The 20,996-nt window shown below is 62.8% G+C and carries 21 protein-coding genes; 15 read left to right on the top strand and 6 right to left on the bottom strand.

What is annotated here, in order from left to right; translation table 11 throughout:
- The first annotated feature begins 370 nt into the window (after positions 1 to 370).
- From Q0367_RS16495 to Q0367_RS16485, 3 genes are all read left to right on the top strand, one after another.
- Positions 371 to 1,549 carry an iron-containing alcohol dehydrogenase gene (locus tag Q0367_RS16495; RefSeq protein ID WP_297633864.1) on the top strand — a complete coding sequence of 393 codons (1,179 nt, stop codon included), beginning with the start codon at positions 371 to 373 and terminating at the stop codon, positions 1,547 to 1,549.
- 4 nt (positions 1,550 to 1,553) lie between these two features.
- Positions 1,554 to 2,678 (top strand): mandelate racemase/muconate lactonizing enzyme family protein, encoded by a 1,125-nt coding sequence (locus Q0367_RS16490; RefSeq protein WP_297633867.1) that lies wholly within the window; start codon positions 1,554 to 1,556, stop codon positions 2,676 to 2,678.
- 129 nt (positions 2,679 to 2,807) lie between these two features.
- Positions 2,808 to 3,434, top strand: a complete 627-nt coding sequence (locus Q0367_RS16485; protein ID WP_297633870.1) for a hypothetical protein — start codon at positions 2,808 to 2,810, stop codon at positions 3,432 to 3,434.
- On the opposite strand, the gene Q0367_RS16480 is transcribed toward Q0367_RS16485, so the two are convergent.
- Together Q0367_RS16480 and Q0367_RS16475 are read right to left on the bottom strand one after the other, a co-directional pair.
- The gene (locus Q0367_RS16480) at positions 3,431 to 4,426 is read right to left on the bottom strand and encodes a lysylphosphatidylglycerol synthase transmembrane domain-containing protein (RefSeq protein ID WP_297633873.1); all 996 of its coding nucleotides are present in this window, start codon (positions 4,424 to 4,426) and stop codon (positions 3,431 to 3,433) included. The genes Q0367_RS16485 and Q0367_RS16480 overlap by 4 nt on opposite strands.
- 99 nt (positions 4,427 to 4,525) lie before the next feature.
- Entirely contained in the window at positions 4,526 to 5,950 is a 1,425-nt protein-coding gene (locus Q0367_RS16475; protein WP_297633876.1) for a Glu/Leu/Phe/Val dehydrogenase, read from the bottom strand.
- A gap of 279 nt (positions 5,951 to 6,229) precedes the next feature.
- Here Q0367_RS16475 and secD point away from each other — a divergent pair, with 279 nt between their 5' ends.
- The 9 genes from secD to Q0367_RS16430 all read left to right on the top strand — a co-directional run bounded on the left by secD (position 6,230) and on the right by Q0367_RS16430 (position 14,562).
- Entirely contained in the window at positions 6,230 to 7,612 is a 1,383-nt protein-coding gene (gene secD / locus Q0367_RS16470; RefSeq protein ID WP_297633879.1) for a protein translocase subunit SecD, read from the top strand.
- A 52-nt stretch (positions 7,613 to 7,664) separates the two neighbouring features.
- Entirely contained in the window at positions 7,665 to 8,621 is a 957-nt protein-coding gene (secF, locus tag Q0367_RS16465) for a protein translocase subunit SecF (protein ID WP_298983591.1), read from the top strand.
- 161 nt (positions 8,622 to 8,782) lie between these two features.
- Positions 8,783 to 9,760, top strand: coding sequence for an alcohol dehydrogenase catalytic domain-containing protein (locus tag Q0367_RS16460; RefSeq protein ID WP_363325881.1), 978 nt, complete (start codon positions 8,783 to 8,785; stop codon positions 9,758 to 9,760).
- A gap of 359 nt (positions 9,761 to 10,119) precedes the next feature.
- Positions 10,120 to 10,377, top strand: a complete 258-nt coding sequence (locus Q0367_RS16455) for a type II toxin-antitoxin system RelE/ParE family toxin (RefSeq protein WP_297633887.1) — start codon at positions 10,120 to 10,122, stop codon at positions 10,375 to 10,377.
- On the top strand, positions 10,374 to 10,766 hold the full coding sequence (locus Q0367_RS16450) for a helix-turn-helix domain-containing protein (protein ID WP_297633890.1): 393 nt from the start codon (positions 10,374 to 10,376) through the stop codon (positions 10,764 to 10,766). The genes Q0367_RS16455 and Q0367_RS16450 overlap by 4 nt, the downstream gene beginning before the upstream one ends.
- Positions 10,767 to 10,856: 90 nt before the next feature.
- A complete protein-coding gene (locus Q0367_RS16445; RefSeq protein ID WP_297633893.1) occupies positions 10,857 to 11,759 on the top strand; it encodes a pseudouridine synthase in 903 nt (300 codons plus the stop codon).
- Positions 11,756 to 12,517 (top strand): (d)CMP kinase, encoded by a 762-nt coding sequence (gene cmk, locus Q0367_RS16440; RefSeq protein WP_297633896.1) that lies wholly within the window; start codon positions 11,756 to 11,758, stop codon positions 12,515 to 12,517. The genes Q0367_RS16445 and cmk overlap by 4 nt, the downstream gene beginning before the upstream one ends.
- Positions 12,518 to 12,532: 15 nt before the next feature.
- Positions 12,533 to 13,513 carry a thiamine pyrophosphate-dependent dehydrogenase E1 component subunit alpha gene (locus Q0367_RS16435; protein WP_297633899.1) on the top strand — a complete coding sequence of 327 codons (981 nt, stop codon included), beginning with the start codon at positions 12,533 to 12,535 and terminating at the stop codon, positions 13,511 to 13,513.
- 47 nt (positions 13,514 to 13,560) lie between these two features.
- Complete coding sequence (locus Q0367_RS16430; protein WP_363325880.1) at positions 13,561 to 14,562, top strand: alpha-ketoacid dehydrogenase subunit beta; 1,002 nt, start codon at positions 13,561 to 13,563, stop codon at positions 14,560 to 14,562.
- A 60-nt stretch (positions 14,563 to 14,622) separates the two neighbouring features.
- On the opposite strand, the gene Q0367_RS16425 is transcribed toward Q0367_RS16430, so the two are convergent.
- From Q0367_RS16425 to Q0367_RS16410, 4 genes are all read right to left on the bottom strand, one after another.
- Positions 14,623 to 15,672 (bottom strand): hypothetical protein, encoded by a 1,050-nt coding sequence (locus Q0367_RS16425; protein WP_297633905.1) that lies wholly within the window; start codon positions 15,670 to 15,672, stop codon positions 14,623 to 14,625.
- Complete coding sequence (locus Q0367_RS16420) at positions 15,669 to 16,352, bottom strand: hypothetical protein (RefSeq protein ID WP_297633908.1); 684 nt, start codon at positions 16,350 to 16,352, stop codon at positions 15,669 to 15,671. The genes Q0367_RS16425 and Q0367_RS16420 overlap by 4 nt, the downstream gene beginning before the upstream one ends.
- A gap of 75 nt (positions 16,353 to 16,427) precedes the next feature.
- Entirely contained in the window at positions 16,428 to 17,249 is an 822-nt protein-coding gene (locus Q0367_RS16415; RefSeq protein ID WP_297633911.1) for an ABC transporter permease subunit, read from the bottom strand.
- Positions 17,246 to 18,208 (bottom strand): ABC transporter ATP-binding protein, encoded by a 963-nt coding sequence (locus Q0367_RS16410; RefSeq protein ID WP_297633914.1) that lies wholly within the window; start codon positions 18,206 to 18,208, stop codon positions 17,246 to 17,248. Before Q0367_RS16410 ends, Q0367_RS16415 begins: the two co-directional genes overlap by 4 nt.
- A gap of 352 nt (positions 18,209 to 18,560) precedes the next feature.
- On the opposite strand from Q0367_RS16410, the gene Q0367_RS16405 reads away from it, so the two are divergent.
- The 3 genes from Q0367_RS16405 to Q0367_RS16395 all read left to right on the top strand — a co-directional run bounded on the left by Q0367_RS16405 (position 18,561) and on the right by Q0367_RS16395 (position 20,985).
- Positions 18,561 to 20,231, top strand: a complete 1,671-nt coding sequence (locus tag Q0367_RS16405) for an isovaleryl-CoA dehydrogenase (RefSeq protein WP_297633917.1) — start codon at positions 18,561 to 18,563, stop codon at positions 20,229 to 20,231.
- A 212-nt stretch (positions 20,232 to 20,443) separates the two neighbouring features.
- Positions 20,444 to 20,728, top strand: a complete 285-nt coding sequence (locus Q0367_RS16400) for a ubiquitin-like small modifier protein 1 (RefSeq protein ID WP_297633920.1) — start codon at positions 20,444 to 20,446, stop codon at positions 20,726 to 20,728.
- Positions 20,725 to 20,985, top strand: a complete 261-nt coding sequence (locus Q0367_RS16395; protein ID WP_297633923.1) for a DUF1952 domain-containing protein — start codon at positions 20,725 to 20,727, stop codon at positions 20,983 to 20,985. The genes Q0367_RS16400 and Q0367_RS16395 overlap by 4 nt, the downstream gene beginning before the upstream one ends.
- Positions 20,986 to 20,996: the final 11 nt, after the last annotated feature.

Below are 20,996 nucleotides of genomic sequence, written 5' to 3'. Positions count from 1 at the left end.
TCTCTCGGCGACTCGGTGCGGCTTCGGTCGATTCCCTGCTCCCTTTTACGATACCAGGTGCGGCTCTCAGCCGCACGTCCTCGATAGACCGCAAGGCCGTGGAAAATGCAGGAAGCGCAGTGGGCCCTCACCCCCTGGCCTTCTCTCCCAATGCTGGGAGAGGGGGAAGGAAGCATCGTAGGTGCGGCTCTCAGCCGCACGCTTCTTGATGGCCCGCAAGGTCTTGGGGAATTTGAGGAGCAGGTTTGCCCACCCGAAAAGTGAGCCGCACCAGGCTGTTGCGCCACCAGCAGGTCGCAGTAAAATGGCAAGCGGGGTGAGGCATTTGGAGACGCGATTCGACGTATAGGCGACTACCCTGGTGTTTACAATGAATTCCAATTACACCATCGACCCATTCCCTCTCCTGATTGTCGGCCCGGGCGCGCTCGACGCGCTGCCGGACGTTCTGCGCAGGTTCGACGTCCGCCGCATCCTCCTGGTTTCCGATCAGGGCATGGCCGCCGCCGGTTGGGTGCAACGCGTCTATGCCCTGTTGTCTTCGCACTGGGTTGTGGAGACCTTTCTGGCCCCGCCCGGTGAACCTCGGACGACGACGATCGACGAGGGCGCTGCGATGGCGCGAGCGCTGGGTGAGGAGGTCGCCGTCGTCGGGCTGGGGGGCGGCACTGCGCTCGACACCGCCAAGCTGATTGCAGCGGTCGCCGTCGGCGAGCGGCCTGTGCGCGATTATCTCCTGTGCGCTTATCCATATGACGGCAAGCTGCCCGGCGTGATGATCCCGGCCACCAGTGGAACCGGCGCAGAGGTGACGCGCACCTGCGTCCTGACCGATGAGCAGGGGCGCAAATCCTGGGCTTGGGGCGATGAGTTGCGTCCCAACGTCGCCCTGCTCGACCCCCAGGTCACCACGACGCTGCCGAAGCCCTTGACCGTCGCCACCGGCCTCGACGCGTTGGTGCACGCCATCGAGGCTGCCACGGCGCAGCGCGCCAACGCCATCGCCCAGAGCTTTGCACTGCAGGCGATCCGGCTGATCGCTTCGGCCCTGCCCGTGGCGATGACCGAACCGCAGCATCTGCCGGCGAGGCAGCAGATGCAGGAAGCCGCCTGCCTGGCCGGCATGGCGATCGACCAATCCGGCACCGGCATCGCTCACGCCATCGGCCACGCCCTGGGCACAGTCGCTCATCTCCCCCACGCCGTCGCCGTCGCCGTCGCCATGCAGAGCACGCTGGCCTGGAGCATCGAGCCGAACGAAGCGCGCTATCAGGCCGTCGCACAGGCGATGCAGCCCGGCCTCTCTGCACCAGAGCTCCCTGAAGCGTTCACGGCGCTGTTGCAGCGGCTCGACTTCGGCGAGGTGATCCGGCCGTTGTGCGAGCGTACGATTGACCTCGACGCATTGCTCGCTTCCATGCGTTCGCCCGAAAACCAGCCGATGCGCGCCAACAACGCGCGCGTGGCCGATGACGCCGAACTGGCCGAGCTGGCGCAGCGCACCCTCCACACCTGGGAGGCCTGGCGACGAAAGGCATGCACGGAATAGCGCTATGAAAATCACCCGCATCGAGATCGCTCACCATCGTCTGCCGCTCGACCCGCCCTTCCCTGCCTCCTGGGACCCGCAGCCACGCCGCGCCTTCGGCGTCACCCTCGTGCGCGTCTTCGACGACGAAGGGCGCATGGGCGTCGGTTCGGGAGACGCCATGCACGGCTTCCAGGAATATGCGCACCTCTTTCTCGGCCAAGACCCGCGCCATCTGGAGCGCCACGCCGCCGTGCTCGACAACATCAACTTCCATGCCGCGCGTTGCTGGCCGCTTGAAATTGCGCTGTGGGATCTCGTCGGGCAGATCGAGGAGAAAGCGTTGTGGCGGATGCTCGGCGGCGCGTCCGACCGCGTGGCTGCGTACGCCTCGTTCGGCGTGCATCGCACCCCTGCGGAGACGGCGGAGATGGCTTTGCGCGCCGTGGCGCAGGGGTTCAAGGCGCTCAAGGTGAGGTTCGGCCGTGCACACATCGAAGAGGACTTCGCTGTGCTCGCCGCCGTGCGCCGGGCGGTGGGAGACGAGATTGCTATCATGGTCGATTGCAACCAGGGCTGGCGCATGCCCTGGGACACGCGGACGCCGTGGACGTATGCGCAGGCGCTGGAGGTGGCGCAGGAGCTGGCGCGCCGGAACGTCTACTGGATGGAGGAGCCGCTCCATCGCGGGGACTACGCCGGCATGGCCAGGCTGCGCGGCGCAACGCGCGTCCGCATCGCCGGCGGCGAAGGCACGCGCGAGATGCATGAATTTTACACCTTGCTGGAGCGAGAGTGTCTCGACGTCTACCAGCCCGACGTCGTATGGACCGGCGGGATGACGCAGCTCGCCAGGCTGGGCGCGACGGTGAAAGCGGCCAACCTGTTTTTCACGCCGCACACCTGGGGCAATGGCCTCGGCCTGATGGCGAACCTGCATCTGGCGGCAGCCGTCGGCACTGCGCCGTTTCTGGAATTCCCCTGGGATCCGCCCTTCTGGACGACGTCTCGTCGCGATTTTCCGCTCACGCAGACGATCGAGATCGACGCAGAGGGGTGGCTGACGTGTCCGGACGCGCCGGGGTTGGGCCTTGTTCTCGATGAAGAGCGGCTTGCTGCGACGCTTGTCTCCGCGATAACCTTGACCTAGCCGGGAGGCGCCTTCCGCCCGCTGCCCTTGCGGGGCTTGGCGGACAAGTCACACTCACTCTTTCCGACGCCGCTGATCTGGTGTGGATTGCGAAACATCATCCATCGGTCTAAATAACGAGGAGGTTCTGTGAAAGTGCGCCGTCCCTTCCTGTTGCGCTGGCTATGGTCAATCGGCGTCTTTTGTTGGTTCGCCGCCGGTTGTACGCCCCTGTGGCTGCCGGATCGCACTGCACAACCATCGCTTGCAACCCAAATGGAAGGCTGGGCAACGTTTCAGGCGCCGTTTTTCTCCTTTGCGCACCCGGTCGATTGGAAGATCGAGGCGTCGGAAAAGGGGGACTATGTGGCGCTCTATCCTCCTGATCCCTCCATCCTGGGCGGTGATAAGATCGAGATTGCGTGGATGGGCTACGAGATCGCAGAAGGTCAAGACCTGCAGCAGTGGTATGAAATGCACCATCGAGCCGCCCACGGCGAAGCGCCGCTGCAACTCGGGACGTTGAGCCACCAGAAGATGGCTGAGGAGGATGAAAAGGGCGTCTGGCAGCGCCTTCACGTGGCAATTATCAGCGAACTAGGCGCTGCGCAGGCCGTGATGCTGGCGCATGGACATCTCGTGCTCTCGATCGGCGCGTACACGCATGATCCCGACATGACCGCCACGCTGGCGAAGATCGCCGACTCGCTGCAGTTTGCGCCGGATGCGCCGCGCACCTTCGGAGCGCTGCACGCCCCAGAGCGATCTTCTCCTTAGCGCTTGCTGCGGACGACCGCTTTGGGATGAGCCGTCTCTGCGCCGGCCAACAGCTCATGCCAGAGCAAAAAGCTGACAAAGCCGATGCCGACGCTCAGCCAGAGGGTGCAGAAACGGATCACGAGCGCGGCGGCGGTGGCGGTGGCGGCGCTTAGTCCGAAAAGGCGCACAACCCAAAAGACGGCGCTGCCCTCGAAGCCGCCCAACCCACCCGGCAGCGCCACGACTGCGCCGATCACCGTGCTGATGTTGAAGATGAAGACCGCCATGAAGAAAGTCTGCCAGCTCAGCTCCGCGCCGAAGCCGACCAGCGTCACGCCGAAGGCCAGCCCCGAAGCGCCCCACGCCAGCACGCCGAGCGCAAGCGCCCACAGCAGAGGCCCAGGCCGAAAGAGCGTGTAGCTGCTGTCGTAGAGGGTGTAAAGCTGATCCGAAAAGCGATTCACCAGCGGAATGCGATGGGCGATGGCCAACAGGCGCAGCGCCAGCGGGCGAATCTGAATGATGACGATCCCCGCTGCAAAGGCCGCCAGCAGCAACACGGCCACCGACTGGGCGCGCGGCTCCGGAAAGGCGATCAACCCGACGCCGGCCAGAATCAACATGGCGATGCCGTCGATGACGCGCTCGGCCACGATGATCGGCGCCGTGCGGCTGATGGGATCGCCGGTGATGTTTTTGACCATGTACGCCTTAAGCAGCTCGCCGACCTTGCCCGGCGTCATCATCATCAGGCTGCCAAGGCCGAAGACGCGTCCGCTGTCCCAACGAGAGATCTTCACGCCCACCAGCCCCAACCACCAGTGCCAGCGCAGCATGCGCACGCCGTAGTTGGTGAGCGCCAGCGCAACCACCAGGGGAAACCACTGCCAGGGGAAGGCCTGCAAGGCGCTCTGCACCTGGCGGATGTCGCTCCACAGGACGAGGATGATGTAGAGAAGCAGCGCTCCCACCAGGGAGAGGATCAGCTTGCGGCGCAGGTCTTGATTCATGGGGGACAGTATAACACAACGCCTGTAGACAAAGTCTGTCGCCGTCTTCTGGAAAGCTTTTGGATGATTTGAAGCTTCCCGGAAGACGGCGACTCAGTCTTACGGGTAAAAGCCGCGCAGCCGCATGGCCTCCTGGATGCGCTCGATGGCGATCACGTAGGCGGCGGTGCGCATATCGCATTTGCGCCGCGTAGTCGTGGCGATGACGGCGTCCAGGTTGTCGAGCAGCGTGCGCTCCATCTGCTGCCGCACTTCGCCCTCGCTCCAGAAGAAGGATTGCAGCCCCTGCACCCACTCGAAGTAGCTCACCACCACGCCGCCGGCGTTGCAGATGATGTCCGGGATGACAAGCACGCCTTTGTCGGCCAGGATTTCATCGGCCTCCGGCGTAGTCGGGCCGTTGGCCCCTTCGGCGATGACGGTGGCGCGCACCCGATGCGCGTTCTCCGCCGTGATTTGTCCTTCCAGCGCGGCCGGCACAAGGATATCCACCTCCAGCTCCAGCAACTCGCTGTTGGTGATGGCGTCGGCGCCGTTGAAGCCGACGACGCTGCCCGTCTCTTTGACGTGACGTTGAAGCTGGCGCAAGTCCAGCCCTCTGGGATTGTAGATGCCCCCGCGCACGTCGCTGACGGCCACGATGCGCGCCCCGCGTTCGTGCATGGTGCGCGCCGTCCAGCCGCCGACGTTGCCGAAGCCCTGAATGGCGACGGTGGCGTCCTCCAGGCTGCGGCCAAAGCGCTGTTTGAGAATGGCGCGCGTGATGTAGGTGACGCCCAGCCCTGTGGCGGACTCGCGGCCCAGCGTGCCGCCGACGGCCACCGGTTTGCCGGTGACGACGGCCGGAATCGAGTAGCCGCGATGCATGGAGTAGGTGTCCATGATCCACGCCATGATCTGCGCATTGGTGCCGACGTCCGGCGCCGGGATGTCGCGTTCCGGCCCGATCATGAGGCTGATCTCGGTGGCGTAGCGCCGCGTCATCTTTTCCAGCTCACGCAGGCTCAATTTGGAGGGATCGACGATCACGCCGCCCTTGGCGCCGCCGTAAGGCAGGTCCATCAATGCGCATTTCCACGTCATCCACATCGCCAGCGCGCGGCACTCGTCCAACGTTACATCAGGATGGTAACGGATTCCCCCTTTGGTCGGCCCTTTGACCATATTGTGATGCACGCGGAAACCGGTGAACATGCGGATCGAGCCGTTGTCCATCTTCACGGGGAAGTGAACGATCAGCTCGCGCTGGCAGGTGCGTAAATAGCAGCGGATGTCCTCGTCAAGGTTCATGAAATTGGAAACTCGTTCAAGCTGCCCGAGCGCCACGGCGTAGGCGCTCACGCGTTGGGGAGGCGGCGGCGGGTCATAGGGCGTCTCGCCGGTGGGATGCTCTGCGTCGACGATCATCGCATCTCGAACAAATCCGGAGGGTGAGGAAGTCTCACCTGCAGATTCCACTGGGGGTGGGGTGTGATCCTGAAGAGGCGGATGCGTCTCAGGCGGAAGCGGTTGGGCTTTGCTCATGCGTCACTCCTTTGTGAAACCTATCGAAGATAGAAAACAGGCCTCATCGCCTGCTCGATGTCTGTATTCTACAGGATCGGAATCTGATTGTGAAGATTGCATTCCTCCCTGATTGTACGGGCAATTTGCCGCTGTTTCGCCGACCCGCTTATAATGGAAAAGTTGCATTGCCATGGCGCACTGCTTTGCCAGGCGCCTCGCCGCAATTTTGTTATCAGGGTTGTCATCCGGCGTAAGGCTTCATTTCGTTGCGCCGGTCATGGGGGTGGAGTCAGTTCAATGCGCAACACCATCATTACGCTTATTTCGATCGCTATTTTGACAGCGCTCGCCGTCTACATCGTTCTGCCCGTTCCGCACCCGGCCTGGTTGGTGCGCTCTGACGCAGCAGGCAATCCGACGCCGCTCGAATTGAAGCTAGGGTTAGACCTGCAAGGCGGCACGCAGGTGATGTTGGAGGCCGACCTGCCGGAGGGGCGCGAGTTGCAGCCCGGCGCCATGGAGACCGCCAAACTGATCGTCGAGCGCCGCGTAAATAGCCTGGGCGTTTCAGAGGCGGTGGTCCAGTCGCAGGGAGACAATCGGATCACAGCCGAGCTGCCCGGCGTCAGCGATCCCGACCGGGCCATCGAGACGATTCGCTCGACCGGTCAGCTTGAATTTGTCAATCCGGAAGGGTTGCCGCTGCAACAAGGCATGGTGATCAACACCACCAATCGTCCCAACGCGGTCCAGGAATATCTGTCCCTACCCGATGCAGACCCCAGCAAGGTCCCGTATGGAGATCGCACCTTCACCACCGTCATGACCGGCGATGTGTTGCGCACCGCCATCGCCCGCCAGGATCAGTTCGGGATGTGGGAAATCGCTTTTGAGCTGACCGGCCCCGGCGGAGATCAGTTCTTTAACTACACCAGCGCCCACATCGGACAGCCGATGGCGATTGTGTTGGATGGAGTCGTCTTGTCCTCTCCGGTGATCCAGGCCGCCATTCGCGACCAGGGCGTCATTACAGGGCAATTCACCGAGGCGGAGGCCAACTCGCTGGCGATTCAGATGCGCTACGGCGCGCTGCCGGTGCCGCTCAAAGTGGTGGACGTGCGCTCCATCAGCGCCACGCTTGGACAGGACTCGGTGCAGAGAAGCCTGACCGCCGGCCTCATCGGCATGGCTGCGGTCTTTCTTTTCATGGTGTTGATGTATCGCGTGCCCGGCTTGCTAGCGAATGTGGCGCTGACCATTTACATTTTCTTCAACCTGGCCATCTACAAGCTGGTGCCGGTGACCCTGACGTTGGCGGGCATCACCGGCTTTCTGCTCTCGGTCGGCATGGCGGTCGACGCCAACATCCTGATCTTCGAGCGTTTACGCGAGGAACTGCGCAGTGGACGGTCGCCTCGACTGGCGGTGGAGGCGGGCTTCAGCCGCGCCTGGCCGGCGATCTTCGACAGCAACCTGACGACCTTAATCAGCTGCGCCGTGCTCTACATTTTTGGCAACCAGTTCGGCGCCAGCATCGTCAAAGGCTATGCGCTGACGCTGGGTCTCGGCGTGATCATCTCGATGTTCACCGCCTTCTTCATCACGCGCAGCTTCATGCGAGCGTTGCTGGGCATGCGCAATCAGCGCGCCAAGACAGCGCAGTTGATCGTCGGCTATTGACAAGGTTTGGCCTACAGCCCTTTTGAACAGCGGCTGTCGAAATCCACAGGAGATGGACGCGATGTATCACATCGTCGAAAAACGCAAAATCTGGTTCCTGATTTCTCTCGTCTCGATCTTGCCGGCGTTTGTGTTTATGCTTTGGTCGACGGCGACGCGCGGGCAGCCGCTGCCGCTGAGCATCGACTTTACGGGCGGCACAGTGTGGGAGGTCCAGTTCAGCCAGCCGGTGCAGCCAGCCGCAGTGCGCCAGGTCTTTGTGGACGCCGGCTACGGCGACACCACAGTGTTCACCGTCAACAATGACTTCACCGCCCAAATCAAATTCAAACCTGTCGACGCCGAAGAAAAAGACCGTTTGCGCCAGGCGCTGGAGGCGCAGTTTGGCCCCTTTGAAGAGTTGACCTATCGCAGCCTGGGGCCGGCCGTCGGTCGCGAGGTAAGCCAGGCGGCGATCGTGGCGCTGGCGGCGGCGTCGATCTTGATCCTGCTCTACATCGCCTGGGCGTTCCGCAGCGTGCCGCACCCGTTTCGCTACGGAGTCGCCGCCGTCGCGGCGCTGATCCACGACGTGTTGGTGACGCTCTCCTTTCTCTCCATCATGAATCTGGTGGCGGGCTGGGAGCTGGACGCGCTGACGTTGACCGCCATTCTCACCGTGATCGGCTACAGCGTCAACGACACCGTCGTCATTTTCGACCGCCTCCGCGAGAACTTCCATCGCTATCGCAACGAGAGCTTCGCCGTCGTCGCCAACCGCAGCATCATCGAGACGGCCACGCGCTCGATTGCCACGCAGATCACGGTGTTGTTGATCCTGGTCGCCATCCTGGTGCTCGGCGGCGTCACCCTGCAACAGTTTGTCGCCACCATGTTGGTTGGCTTCGTCTCCGGCATGTACAGCTCGATCTTCAACGCCACGCAGATTCTTGTGGCCTGGGACGAGCGTTCGCTTTTCCATCGCGATGGAAAGAAGTCTGTAGGACAGGGCGCCGCCGCAACTGCATAAGCGGCCGTCGAACTCGCCATCGTTCCGGGAAGATTGCCTTTCTGGAACGATGGCTGTGCTGCCTCATAGTTCAGTCTCCCGATTTGTTCCCGAGGCCGGCAAGACAAGCCGGCTTGCTGTAATTGAGCATGAAACCACCGAGTGTTCCTATCCCTCCCACAATGCGCGCAGCCGTGGTGAGCAACGGCTCGCTGGTCGTGCGCAACGACTACCCGACGCCTCAGCCAACCGGCGACGAAGCGCTCATCCGCGTGCGCCTGGCGGGCGTCTGCGCCACCGACATCGAGCTCTTGCGCGGCTACAAGGGCGGCTTTCAGGGCGTCCTGGGGCATGAGTTCGTGGGGGAGGTCGTGCGCTCGCCGGCGGATCCTTCCTGGGAAGGGCGCCGCGTCGTCGGCGAGATCAACGTGGGGTGCGGACGATGCACGCTGTGTCGTCGCGGTCTCGCCAAGCACTGCCGTCAGCGCACCTCGCTGGGCATCATCGGGCGCGACGGCGTCTTTGCGGACTATACGCTGCTCCCGCTCCAGAATTTGCATCCTGTCCCAGACTCGCTGCCCGACGAGGTCGCCGTCTTCACCGAGCCGCTGGCCGCCGCCTACGAGCTGCTGGAGCAGGCGAGCATCGGGCCGGGCCAGCAGGTGATCGTAGTGGGCGATGGCCGGCTGGGGCTGCTGTGCGCCTTCGTGCTGGCGCAGACCGGCTGCGACCTGACCGTCGTCGGTCGCAATCCGGAAAAGCTGGCGTTGCTCGCCTCTACGCCGGCGCGCACTGTGCTCGCTGCGCCGGATCGGCTCGAGCGCCTGGCCGACGAACCGGCGGACATCGTCGTCGACGCCACGGGCGCGCGCGAAGGCTTTTTTACGGCGCTGCGGCTGGTGCGCCCGCTCGGCGTGCTCATGCTCAAGAGCACCTTCGCCGATCGCCTTCAGGAGTTCGATCTCAGCTGCCTGGTCGTCGATGAGGTGACAATCATCGGCAGCCGCTGCGGCCCCTTTCAACCGGCGTTGGCGGCGCTGAGCGAAGGGCGAATCGATCCACGTCCGCTGATTCACGCCGAGTATGCTCTGGAGGACGCTGCGCAGGCCATTGCTCGCGCCGGTGAGAAAGGCGTGCTCAAGGTGTTCATACGGATATGAGATGGTTTTTGAACGGCTCGGCGTTTCCCGAAGCTTCTGGGGGGAATCACCGGTATCGTTTATTGAAATTGCAAATTGCAAATTTTTCTTGTTGATATTTATTGCATTATGCTAATATATATATATTAAATTAACATAGTAGGTGCGGCTCCCAGCCGCACATTCTCGAATGACAGGGCTGGTCTACAATCTGTCAAAGCAACGATGATGGTGGAAATGCGGCTCCCAGCGCCTGTTCTCGAAGGACAGGACCAGTCTACAACCTGTCGGGGAGGCAGCCGGCGCGGCTCCGCACTGTACATTCTTGGGGAACCGCAAGGTCTTAGGAAATTCAACGAAGCGCAACATAATACAAGATTGTGTATAGAATTGTATTTGCAAAGGAAGCGCAGAGAACCTTGTTGCGCTTGCCCAGAAATACAGCCATTCTGATACGCGAAAAATTACAACTGCTGGCGTTAGATCCATATGCACCTAATAGCAATATCAAAAAGCTGCAAAATCGCCCAGGATATCGCTTACGAGTAGGGGACTGGCGAATCATTTATGAAATCCAGCACGATGTCTTGGCGATTTTAGTGATCAAGATCGCAAAACGTGGGGAGGTTTATCGATGAACGCCTCTGTACAGATCATAGCGCGTGATGGACGACCTGAATGGGCAGTGTTGCCCTATGAAGCCTACCTGCAGCTCATCGAGGAAGTTGAACTATTGCAAGATATTCGTGATTTCGACGCCGTAAAGTTGGCGATTGAACAAGGAAAAGAAGAAACTATTCCAGGCGAGGTTGTCTTTGCGCTGTTAGATGGTGAAAATCCGATCAAAGTCTGGCGCGAGTATCGCGGGCTCACCCAACAACAACTTGCGGAAAGAGCCGGGATCAGTCCGGCGTATTTATCACAACTCGAAACCGGCAAGCGCGTCGGCAGCAAAGGGGTGTTGCTGGCGATTGCACACGCACTGAATGTCTCATTGGATGATCTTGTTTTCCAATCCGATTCATAGCCTCCGAGAAGCCCAATTCGCTCGAATCGGACAACAGCGCCCGCCTCTCCGCGTTGACGCAAAAATGCATCGGCGCTACAATCCATCTTCATGACTCTTGAGAGATTGCAAAAAGTGTTGGCCGCCGCAGGCGTCGGCAGTCGGCGCAAGTGTGAAGACTTGATCGCGGCCGGCCGCGTGCAGGTGAACGGAAAAATCGTGCAGACCTTGGGCGTCAAGGTCGATCCGGCGCGCGACCGCATCGTCGTCGATGGCGCAACGGTGAAACCCGCCTCGACGCACCGCTATTACAAAGTGCACAAGCCGCGCGGGGTGCTCAGCGACGCTCCGGCTGCAGAGGGCGAGCGCCGCACCGTGCTCGACCTGGCGCCGCCGGACGCGGGCCGACTTTTCCCGGTCGGACGGCTCGACCTGCACAGCGAAGGGCTGGTGTTGCTCACCGATGACGGCGAGCTGGCGCATCGGCTCACCCATCCGCGCTACGAACATCCCAAGACCTATTACGTGTTGGTGGAAAGGACGCCCACCGCCGCCGCGCTGGCGGCGCTGCGCGAGGGCGTCGAGTTGCCCGAAGGTCGCACCGCGCCGGCGGAAGTGGAGATTGTCCAGGCGCCGCCCGAAGCGCTGAAGCTGAGCAAAGGGCCGAGTGCAGGCGTCTGGCTGCGCATTGTGCTGCGAGAAGGCAAAAAACGTCAGATTCGCCATATGACCGCAGCGGTGGGGTATCCTACCCTGCGGTTGGTGCGCTGGGCGATCGGCCCCTTGACGCTGGGCGACCTGGCGCTGGGGCAGTGCGTGGCCTTGTCCCAGGCGGAGGTGCGCGCGCTGCGCAGGGCGGTGGGGTTAGAGCCGGCGCCCGATGGCCGTTCGACGACCCGCACGCCGAATCGACGAACGCCTATTGCATCGCCTCGCCCCAAAGAAAGGCGCAAGGAGACAGTCGCAAGAAAAACAAGCCTGAACCTGCAAAGCCATCCGAGAAGGCGAAAATGAGCTTGGCCGACGAACAGGTGAACAAGCCGCTCATCCACCTCCAACTGGCGCCCGCCATGATCGCAATCGACGGGCCGGCCGCCTCCGGCAAGAGCACGCTGGGCTACCGGCTGGCGCAGGCGCTCGACTATCTTTTCTTTGACACCGGCGTGATGTATCGCGCCGTCACCTGGGCGGCGCTGGCGCGAGGCGTCCCGGTGGAGGATGAAGGCGCCGTCGCCGCACTGGCGCAGCAGATCGACATCGACATTCGCTCGCCCGGCCCCGACGAGCAGGATGGACGCCACGCCACCGTGCTGGTGGATGGACAGGACGTCACCTGGCGGATTCGAGCGCCGGAGGTGGATCGCAACGTTTCGGTGGTCTCGGCCTATCCCGCCGTGCGTCAGGCCATGACCGAGCGTCAGCGCCAGATCGCCCATCGCTACGGACGCGGCGAGGGCGACCGCCGCGGCGTCGTGTTGGTGGGCCGCGACATTGGCACGGTGGTGATCCCGGAAGCGCCGATCAAATTTTACATAGACGCGGCGCCGGAGGAACGCGCCCGCCGGCGTTATCATGAGCTGAAAAAACAGGGCAAGCATGTGCCCTATGAACAGGTGCTCGCCGACATCTTGCGCCGCGACCGCATCGACAGCGAGCGCGATCTGTCGCCCCTGCGCGCGGCGGAAGACGCGGTGCGCATCGACAACACCGGGCAGAGCGCCGCCGAGACGCTGGCGCAGGCGCTCGCCATCTTGCGTGCCAAGTTCGGCTGATCGACGGGAGGCTGCATGACGACCTCGCGCTTGCTCACCAATCAGCAACGGCTCGAGCTCTTCTACTGGATGCTGCTGACGCGCATCTTCGATGAGACAATGGTCAATCTCTGGAAACAAGGACGGGGCGTGGGCGGCACATTCAGCCAACGCGGACACGAGGCGATCAGCGTGGGCGCAGCCTACGCCCTGGGGCCGGAGGATGTGATTGCACCCATGCATCGCGACCTCGGCGCCTACCTGCTGCGCGGCCTGACGCCGGCCCGCGTCTTTGGCAACCTGCTGGGCCGCGCCGACGGCGTCTCTCGCGGCCGCGACGCCAACCTGCACGGCATGGGCGACCTTCGCCACAACATCATCGGCTTCATCAGCCATTTGCCCCATTCGTTGCCGGTCGCGCTCGGCGCCGCCATGAGCTTCATCTACCGCAACGAGCCGCGCGTGGCGCTCACCTTCACCGGCGACGGCGCCAGCAGCGCCGGCCTCTTCCACGAGACGCTGAACATGGCCTCGCTCTGGAATGCGCCGCTCATTGTCATTGTCGAGAACAATCAATACGCCTATTCGACGCCGCTGCATCAACAGATGAAAGTTCCCGACATCGCCCGCCGCGCGGAAATCTACGGTATGGCGGGCGTCACGGTCGACGGCAACGACGTGGAGGCGGTCTACGCAGCCGTGCATGCGGCGGCGACGCGCGCGCGTGGCGGCAGCGGCCCCACCTTGATCGAAGCCAAAACGATGCGCATGCTCGGACACGCCATCCACGACGGCGCCGAGTACGTGCCAAAGGAGTTGCTGGAATACTGGGAGGGTCGCGACCCCGTCAAGCGCTATCGACAGAAGCTGCTCGATGAAGGCGTCGCCGATGAAACGGAGCTCACGGAAATCGCCCAACGCGTCGAGGTGGAGATCGCCGACGCGCTGGCGCAGGCCGAAGCCAGCCCGCTGCCCGACCCGGCGACGGTGGAGCAAGGCGTCTATGCAGGAGAGTGAAGGGGATGAAGACGGCCGGCGCACTTCCGTTCACCGATGACCCAAACATGCTTCAGAGTCCAACCGACGTCGCCCGCGAGCTGACCTACATCGCCGCCATCAGCGAGGCGTTGCGTGAAGAGATGCGCCGCGACCCCAACGTGCTGTTGATGGGCGAGGACATTGCGGGTGAATTCGGCGGCGCATTCAAAGTCACCAAAGGCTTCGAGGCGGAGTTCGGCGCGCGGCGCGTCATCAACACCCCGATCGCCGAGCTAGGTTTCGTCGCCGCAGCCACCGGCATGGCGTTGATGGGACTGCGGCCCGTGGTGGAAATGCAGTTCGCCGATTTCATCAGCTCGGCCTTCGACAGCATCGTGCAATTTGCCGCCACCACCCATTACCGCTGGGGCGGGGCCGTGCCCTGGGTCATCCGCGCGCCGGCGGACGGCGGCCTGCGCGCCGGGCCGTTTCACAGCCAGAATCCCGAAGCGTGGTTCGTCCATACGCCGGGGCTAAAAGTCGTGGCGCCGGCCACGCCCGCCGACGCCAAAGGACTGCTGATCGCTGCGATCCGCGACGACAACCCGGTGATCTATTTCGAGAGCAAGCCGCTCTATCGTTCGCTGAAGGGACATGTGCCGCCCGGCGAGTACATCGTGCCGCTGGGCAAAGCCAACCTGGCGCGCGTGGGGGCGGATCTGTCGATCATCACCTACGGTGCAATGCTGCATCAGGCGCTGGCGGCTGCAGAGCGGCTGGCGCAGGAAGGCGTCGACGCCGAGGTGCTCGACTTGCGTTCGCTCAAACCGCTGGACAAAGAGGCGATCCTGGCGACGGCGCGCAAGACCGGCAAGGTGCTCGTGGTGCACGCGGCCAACAAGCTGGCCGGCGTCGGCGCCGAAGTGGCGGCGCTGATCGCCGAGGAGGCCTTCGAGTGGCTCGATGCGCCCGTGCAGCGCATGGGTGGGCTGGACACGCCGATCCCCTTCAGCCCGCCGCTCGAAGACGCGTATCGCCCTAATGCAGAGAAAATCTATGCGGCGGCGCGTGCGTTGGCTGCCTATTGAAAGCGACCTCGTTGCGGCGCCAAGAGTGCAGCGAGTGAAACGTTTTTCCTCTCGCGCAATTTACGCTGCAGTTTGGAGAGAGGACGACGGAGGCGCCTCTTGCATCGTTGCAGCGGCGCTGCGCTGCCTTTGTTCTTCCTCTTCCGACGCTCCACCGATCAATTTTTGATCTTCCAGAATATGAACGACGGCGTCGAGCGTTTTCTCTCCGTACGTGCGCCCGCGGGCGTCATTGGGCAACGGCGTTTTCATGTCGAAGTAATTGCGCTCGTTGTTGTGTCTGTAGTGGCCCAGGCAAATGATATCGATCCGGCCTTCCGCCATGGCGTTGTTCCAGGGCGAGTGCGGGAAGATCGGCCAGCGACCGGCGTAGAGGACGGCTCCTAACGCCTGCAGCGGATCGGCCACGCCGTAGAGATGCCAGAGATGCGTCAGCTTCTCCAGCCCTGGGTCGTCGGACAACATGCCGCCGAGCGAGATGACGTACAACGGACTGGGCAGGTCGGCCAGGTAGTTGGCCGCGCCGATGGCGATCTGACCGCCGCCGCTCCAACCCAACAGCACGATCGGACGACCGTTTTCCGGCCTGTAGCCGTGTTGCAGCAAGACGCGGTAAATTTCATTGGCGATGCCGAGATTGTAGATCGGCCCATAGCGGCGATCGGCGGAGACGAACATTTGCAAAGCGTTGCGCAGGTTGACAAACAACGCCAGCATGCTGTTGGGGTTCTTCCAACGCATCTTCTCGATGCGCTTCCAAAGCCCGGCGAAGAAACGCTGGCCGGTCAAGCCGTTGTTGGTGACCGAGTAGGGGTAAACGTCGGTGATCACCTTCGCAGTGGGCAGGCGAGCCTTGAGTCCTTGCAGGAAGGGATACTCCTCTTCCGGGAAGGAGTCGCCGGAAATGGCACCGATGCCGGAGAGATAGATCAGATAGAAGTCGGGTTCGTCCGCCCGGTGTGCAGCGACGGAGGGTTTCGCCTTCGGTCGAGCTTCTTTGGCGCTTGCTTCACGCGTCCAACCGGCCCACCAGCCCAGCGACTCCAGCGGCGCCAGTGCAGCGGTGACAAAGAGGAGAAGAAACACGCCCAGGAACAGGTAGGTGATCATTGACGGCCTCTCTGCAGCACCACCGGCGCTTCGCCTTTTTGGGCGAATTGCAACAACAGGTCCTCCGTGGACGCGTCCAGCGAGCTGCCGATGACCCGCCGCCAGAGCCGATTGCGCAGCGCCACGATCGGCCGCCCCACTGCGCGATGGAGCGCCAGCATCAATAGCCAGCCGAGGCCCACGCATAGCAGCGCCTGCCAGAAGCCGATCTGAAAGCCGAACTCCACGGCGCTTAGCAGGATCAGGAAGCCCCACACATTCAACACGCGACCGATAAACGGCCCCATCCAGGGGATCAAAATGAAAAAGCCGAAGATCAGCGGCGCCGTGCTCAACCCGACCAGACGGATGACCGAACCCCAAGCGGGCGGATCGCTGAACAGAAACCGCCCGACCAGAGCAATCATGGCGCCCCACACCAGATAACTGATGATATACATCACACCGTTGAGCGCCAGACTAAAGAGAAATCTTCCTCGCCGCACGCGGTTGACGAAGAGCACTACGCTCTGCCCCAGCAACGTCGATGCGCCCGCCAGGAAGACCACGCCGGCGACGAGCCAGTTTGCGCTTGGGTTGGCGCTCACGTAGGCGTAGAGGCGTGGATCCAACGTCAGCGCGTAGTGGATGACTTGCGAGAGATGGTGAAGATAGGTGAAAAAATCTTGGAGAACCCCCATGGGGCGCGTCCTTTCGTCAAAAAGCCGAGACGGTGCAGGACAGAATACCCGCAAGTAGCGCGTTACGCAAACGATTCACCAACGCGCAATGATTTCGCTGCGCCGGAAGGTGCGCACACCCCACCCCAGCAGTGCAGCCGCCGCCATCCAGATGATCAATCCCAGGAACGCGGTCAGGGCGACGCTCAGATAAAGGACGCCCAGCGCCTGGACGATCACGAGCGCCACAATGGGGACCACCACCACGCCGGAGATCTGATACGCCTCTTGAAACGTGTTGACGCGCGAGGAGATCAACACCGCCGCGCCTATGCCTGCGGCGGCGGCGGCCGGCGTCACCCAGAAGACCAACACCAGCCACATGGCGTTCGGGAAGAAGATGCGCTGCATGATCGGCCATGCGGCGAGATTGGCGGTGACGCCATAGAGTGCAAAGCTGAGCAGCGAGATCGCCATGGCGGGCAGCCAGGCGGACAACAGCTTGCCGAGAAAGAGCTCCAGGTCGGTGGTCGGCGTGTAGATGAGCGCCTCCAGCGTCTTGCGCTCTTTTTCACCCGCAAAGCTGTCGGCTGCGATCACGGTCGAGACCATCAGAGGCATCACCAGAAACAGCGGCGCAAACATATAAAGCAGCATATACGCGACCAGTTGCTGCTCGAGCGTATCCCCGGCCAATTGCGCTTTCAACGCAGGGGGCGTTTGCTCTAACAGTTGCTCCATGCCGGCCAGATTGGCGCCGGGGATGTGCGCAGAGGCCGGCGTTGCGAAGGCGACCACCGTCGGCAGGACGATCATCAGGATCAGCGGAACGAGGATCAAGGGGATCATCACGCCTTTGCTACGCGTGACCGAGAGCAGGTCGCGGCGAACGACCGCTCGAACGGCGCGGCGATTCATCGGCTCTCCTCCTTTCGTTCGTGCAGGGCAAAGTAGACGTCCTCCAACGTCGGCTCCCGAGGCGTCAGTCGATAGATCGGAATTTCGGCGGCTGCCAGGTGCGCAACGAGCCGTGGAATCTCTTTGCGATCGGAGAGCGCCAGGGTCAAAATCGGGCGTTCGTCGGGTTGCGTCACCTCACGCGCCGAGGCGAATTGTTGCAAGGCGGCGCAAGCCGACGTCACCGCCTCCGGCGACGTTTCCACTTCCAGGCGCACGCCCTTCCAAAGATTGCGCCCCAGCTCAGTCGGCGCGCCCAACGCCACGATGCGCCCACGCTCCAGCACCGCCACGCGGTGGCAGAGTCGTTGCGCTTCCTCCAGGTTGTGGGTGCACAGAAAGACGGTGTGATCGCCGCTGCGGCTCTGCTCGCGAATCAGGGTGTGCACCTGTCGCGCCGAGACGGGATCAAGGCCGGCAGTCGGCTCATCGAGAAAGAGCAGCTCCGGGCGATGGAGCAGGGCGCGCGCCAGGGCCAGGCGTTGTTTCATGCCGCGGCTGTACGTGCTCACCCGCTCATCGCCCCGATCGGCCAGTTGAAAAATTTCCAACAGCTCGTCGACGCGCGTGCCCACCGACTGGGGAGGCACGTCGTAAAAGTCTGCGTAGATTTGAAGCTGTTCGCGCGCGGTGAGGCGTTCGTCGAGCGAGGGCGTTTCTGTGAGCACGCCGGTGCGCCGCCGCAGCGTTGCGCCCTCGGTCGCCGGGTCGAGGCCGAGCACACGCGCCTTGCCGGCGCTCGGCGTCAGCACGCCGTTGAGCAGCCGCACCGTCGTCGTCTTGCCTGCGCCGTTGTGCCCTAAAAAGCCGAGGACTTCACCTGGATAGACGGTCAGATTCAGCGAATCCACCGCCGTGAGCGCGCCGAATCGCCGCGTCAATCCTTCCGTCACAATCACAGGAGATGCATTTCTGTTCATCGACCCCTCGCTCGCCCCTGCTCTTCGGGCGCCATGTTTGGACGGCGCCGCAGACGATGAAACCCCGCCCGGCTCACAAAGCGCTCTTTTGCGCTTCTTTGCACCTTTGCGTTGAATCTATTTTCACATTAGCGCCATGAAAAATTGAAAAACCGTCGTCTCTGACTTTTGAAGAAGCCGGTGAAGAAACCCAGGCGAAGCCAAACGATTTCGGCGTTCGAAGCGCAGACGAAGGCCTGCGCCCGCAGTCCGCGTCCATAACGAATGCAAAGAGCGAACGGAAGGACATCGATGGTAAAATGCAAAGACAGATGCGTTTACTTCGATCCCCAGTTGAACCGAGGAGGAGACCATGACGGCGCTTTCAACCTTCCAGTCGTTTACTCCGGAGAGCGTGCTCAATCAACCCGAGCCACTGGAGGATTACAATCTGTACACCCTGGACGTCGCTCTGCAAGAGGCGGTGCACCGCGAGGGCGGGGGCTGGATTGAAGCGCGCGCCGTCGAGTTCGGCGCGCTGCTGGGCCGGCGGGAGACATTGCACCTGGGCGAGCTGGCGAACCGCTACACGCCGGTGCTCTACACGCATGACCGCTTTGGCCGGCGTCGCGACGAGGTCGAATACCATCCCGCCTATCATGAGCTGATGCGGATCGGCATGGCCTATGAAACCCATTCCATGCCATGGAGCAAACCGCAGCCCGGCGTTCACGTCGCCCGCGGCGCGCTGATGATGTTGCGTCATCAGGTCGATGAGGGCACGAGCTGCCCGTTGACGATGACGTTCGCCGTGGTGCCTGCGCTGCGCAATCAACCCGATGTCGCCGTCATTTGGGAGCCGCGCGTCCTCGCCACCGAGTACGACCCGAGCTTTTTGCCCGCAGAAGAGAAGCGCAGCGCGCTTTTTGGCATGGCGATGACGGAACGGCAGGGCGGCAGCGACGTGCGCGCCAATGTCTCGTGGGCCATCCCCGAAGGTAGGCCCGGCCCCGGGCAAAGTTACCGCATCACCGGCCACAAGTGGTTCTGCTCTGCGCCGATGTGCGACGCCTTCCTGGTGCTGGCGCAGACGGAGCGCGGGCTTTCTTGCTTCCTGCTGCCGCGCTGGACGCCTGACGGCGAGCGCAACGCCTTTCGCATCGTGCGGCTCAAGGACAAGCTCGGCAATCGCTCGAACGCCTCCAGCGAAGTGGAGTTCCACGGCGCGTGGGCGCAGCTCATCGGCGAGGAGGGCCGCGGGATCGCCACCATCATGGAGATGGTGCGCCACACCCGATTGGACTGTGCGCTGGGCTCTGCGGCGACGCTGCGCCGCGCGGTGGCCGAGGCGTTGCACCACGCCGCGCAGCGCAAAGCCTTTGGCCGCCTGCTCGTCGAGCAGCCGTTGATGGTCAATGTGCTCGCCGACCTGGCGGTCGAATACGAGGCGGCGGTGGCGCTGGCGTTGCGGCTGGCGCGCAGCTTCGACGCTGCGCCGGAGAATGAGGCGGAGCAGCTCTTCGCGCGCATCGTGACGCCGATCGCCAAATACTGGATCACCAAACGCGCCATCGCCGTCGTCACAGAGGCCATGGAGTGCCTGGGCGGCAACGGCTACATCGAAGAGTCGCCCATGCCTCGGCTCTATCGAGACGTTCCGGTCAACTCGTTGTGGGAAGGCGCCGGCAACATCCAGGCGCTCGATTTGCTGCGCGCCCTGCGCCGCGAGCCGGCAGGGCTGGAGATTGTCGTCGATGAATTGCGCGCGGCGGCCGGCGTCAACGCCGAGTACGACGCTCATCTGGCGATGGTGGAGCAGTCGCTGCGCAGGGACGCCGGCGAGGAGGTCGCCGCGCGGCGACTGGCGGAGCAGCTGGCGCTGGCGCTCCAGGCCGCTTTGCTCCTCCGCCATGCGCCGCCGGCCGTGGCGGACGCCTTCTGCCAGGGCAGGCTAGGGGCGGAGCGCAGCTTCTTCTTCGGCGCCTTGCCGCGCGGCCTCGACCTGCGCGCAATCCTGACCCGGGCGTGGCCACGGCTTGCGTAGGGGCGTTGATGCAGGGGCTTATGCGTTTTTTTGATGCAAGATGAGAGCTTCGTTTTGCTCATCGGAATCGTTTTCGTGCATTTGATCGAATCAATTATGATGAATGGGGTGACGCACGAGGGTTTTTGGCGCGAGGTTGAGACCGAGACGCCAACGGCAGGGGAAAACCGGATGGATTCGTTTAAAGGATTTTTGAACAAGGAAACGTAGCAATGAATGTCCGTGTCTATGCAACGTTGCGCCCCATCGTGGGCGGCAAGGAAGCGCAGCTCGCCACCGACGCCGGCGACACTTTTCGTCAGATGATCGAGGAGATGATCACGCGCTGGCCGGCGCTGAAGCGGGAGTTCTTCGACAGCAACGGAGAGCTTCGCTCCAACATCCATATCTTTCTGAACGGCCGCGATATTCGCTATCTGGGCGGCCTGGATATGACCATCCCGGAAAACGCCGACGTCTGCATCTTTCCGCCGGTCGGCGGCGGACGGCCCCGATGACGGTGCGCGTCGAACATGACTACTACGGCGTGCCGGTTTGGCTGATGCAGGAGTACCTCACCCAGCTCGGCGGTCACGCGGTGGGCGAAAACCAGATGGAAGGCGACGGCTGGCGCGCGGAGCTGCGACCGGCCCAACGTCGCCAGATCGGTTCGCTCAGCGTCGGCGGCGCCACCGTTGTCTTTGTCGGCGAGCAGGCGACGCTCGACGCGCTCTTTGCGCAGTTGCATTGGAAGACGCTGCGCGGCGGCGGTTGACGGCGATCGTC

The organism is uncultured Caldilinea sp. (assembly GCF_937128415.1).
Classification (GTDB): domain Bacteria; phylum Chloroflexota; class Anaerolineae; order Caldilineales; family Caldilineaceae; genus Caldilinea.
This window is presented reverse-complemented; position numbering and strand designations above follow the sequence as displayed.

What these genes read in the sequence shown, in the direction of transcription:
- Q0367_RS16445 (WP_297633893.1), top strand. Translation starts at nt 10,857, where the DNA reads ATGACTCTTGAGAGATTGCAAAAAGTGTTGGCCGCCGCAGGCGTCGGC.
- Q0367_RS16480 (WP_297633873.1), bottom strand. Translation starts at nt 4,426, where the DNA reads ATGAATCAAGACCTGCGCCGCAAGCTGATCCTCTCCCTGGTGGGAGCG.
- Q0367_RS16495 (WP_297633864.1), top strand. Translation starts at nt 371, where the DNA reads ATGAATTCCAATTACACCATCGACCCATTCCCTCTCCTGATTGTCGGC.
- Q0367_RS16405 (WP_297633917.1), top strand. Translation starts at nt 18,561, where the DNA reads ATGACGGCGCTTTCAACCTTCCAGTCGTTTACTCCGGAGAGCGTGCTC.
- secD (WP_297633879.1), top strand. Translation starts at nt 6,230, where the DNA reads ATGCGCAACACCATCATTACGCTTATTTCGATCGCTATTTTGACAGCG.
- Q0367_RS16420 (WP_297633908.1), bottom strand. Translation starts at nt 16,352, where the DNA reads ATGGGGGTTCTCCAAGATTTTTTCACCTATCTTCACCATCTCTCGCAA.
- Q0367_RS16430 (WP_363325880.1), top strand. Translation starts at nt 13,561, where the DNA reads ATGCTTCAGAGTCCAACCGACGTCGCCCGCGAGCTGACCTACATCGCC.
- Q0367_RS16400 (WP_297633920.1), top strand. Translation starts at nt 20,444, where the DNA reads ATGAATGTCCGTGTCTATGCAACGTTGCGCCCCATCGTGGGCGGCAAG.
- Q0367_RS16490 (WP_297633867.1), top strand. Translation starts at nt 1,554, where the DNA reads ATGAAAATCACCCGCATCGAGATCGCTCACCATCGTCTGCCGCTCGAC.
- Q0367_RS16410 (WP_297633914.1), bottom strand. Translation starts at nt 18,208, where the DNA reads ATGAACAGAAATGCATCTCCTGTGATTGTGACGGAAGGATTGACGCGG.
- Q0367_RS16425 (WP_297633905.1), bottom strand. Translation starts at nt 15,672, where the DNA reads ATGATCACCTACCTGTTCCTGGGCGTGTTTCTTCTCCTCTTTGTCACC.
- Q0367_RS16435 (WP_297633899.1), top strand. Translation starts at nt 12,533, where the DNA reads ATGACGACCTCGCGCTTGCTCACCAATCAGCAACGGCTCGAGCTCTTC.
- Q0367_RS16415 (WP_297633911.1), bottom strand. Translation starts at nt 17,249, where the DNA reads ATGAATCGCCGCGCCGTTCGAGCGGTCGTTCGCCGCGACCTGCTCTCG.
- Q0367_RS16460 (WP_363325881.1), top strand. Translation starts at nt 8,783, where the DNA reads ATGCGCGCAGCCGTGGTGAGCAACGGCTCGCTGGTCGTGCGCAACGAC.
- secF (WP_298983591.1), top strand. Translation starts at nt 7,665, where the DNA reads ATGGACGCGATGTATCACATCGTCGAAAAACGCAAAATCTGGTTCCTG.
- Q0367_RS16450 (WP_297633890.1), top strand. Translation starts at nt 10,374, where the DNA reads ATGAACGCCTCTGTACAGATCATAGCGCGTGATGGACGACCTGAATGG.
- cmk (WP_297633896.1), top strand. Translation starts at nt 11,756, where the DNA reads ATGAGCTTGGCCGACGAACAGGTGAACAAGCCGCTCATCCACCTCCAA.
- Q0367_RS16475 (WP_297633876.1), bottom strand. Translation starts at nt 5,950, where the DNA reads ATGAGCAAAGCCCAACCGCTTCCGCCTGAGACGCATCCGCCTCTTCAG.
- Q0367_RS16395 (WP_297633923.1), top strand. Translation starts at nt 20,725, where the DNA reads ATGACGGTGCGCGTCGAACATGACTACTACGGCGTGCCGGTTTGGCTG.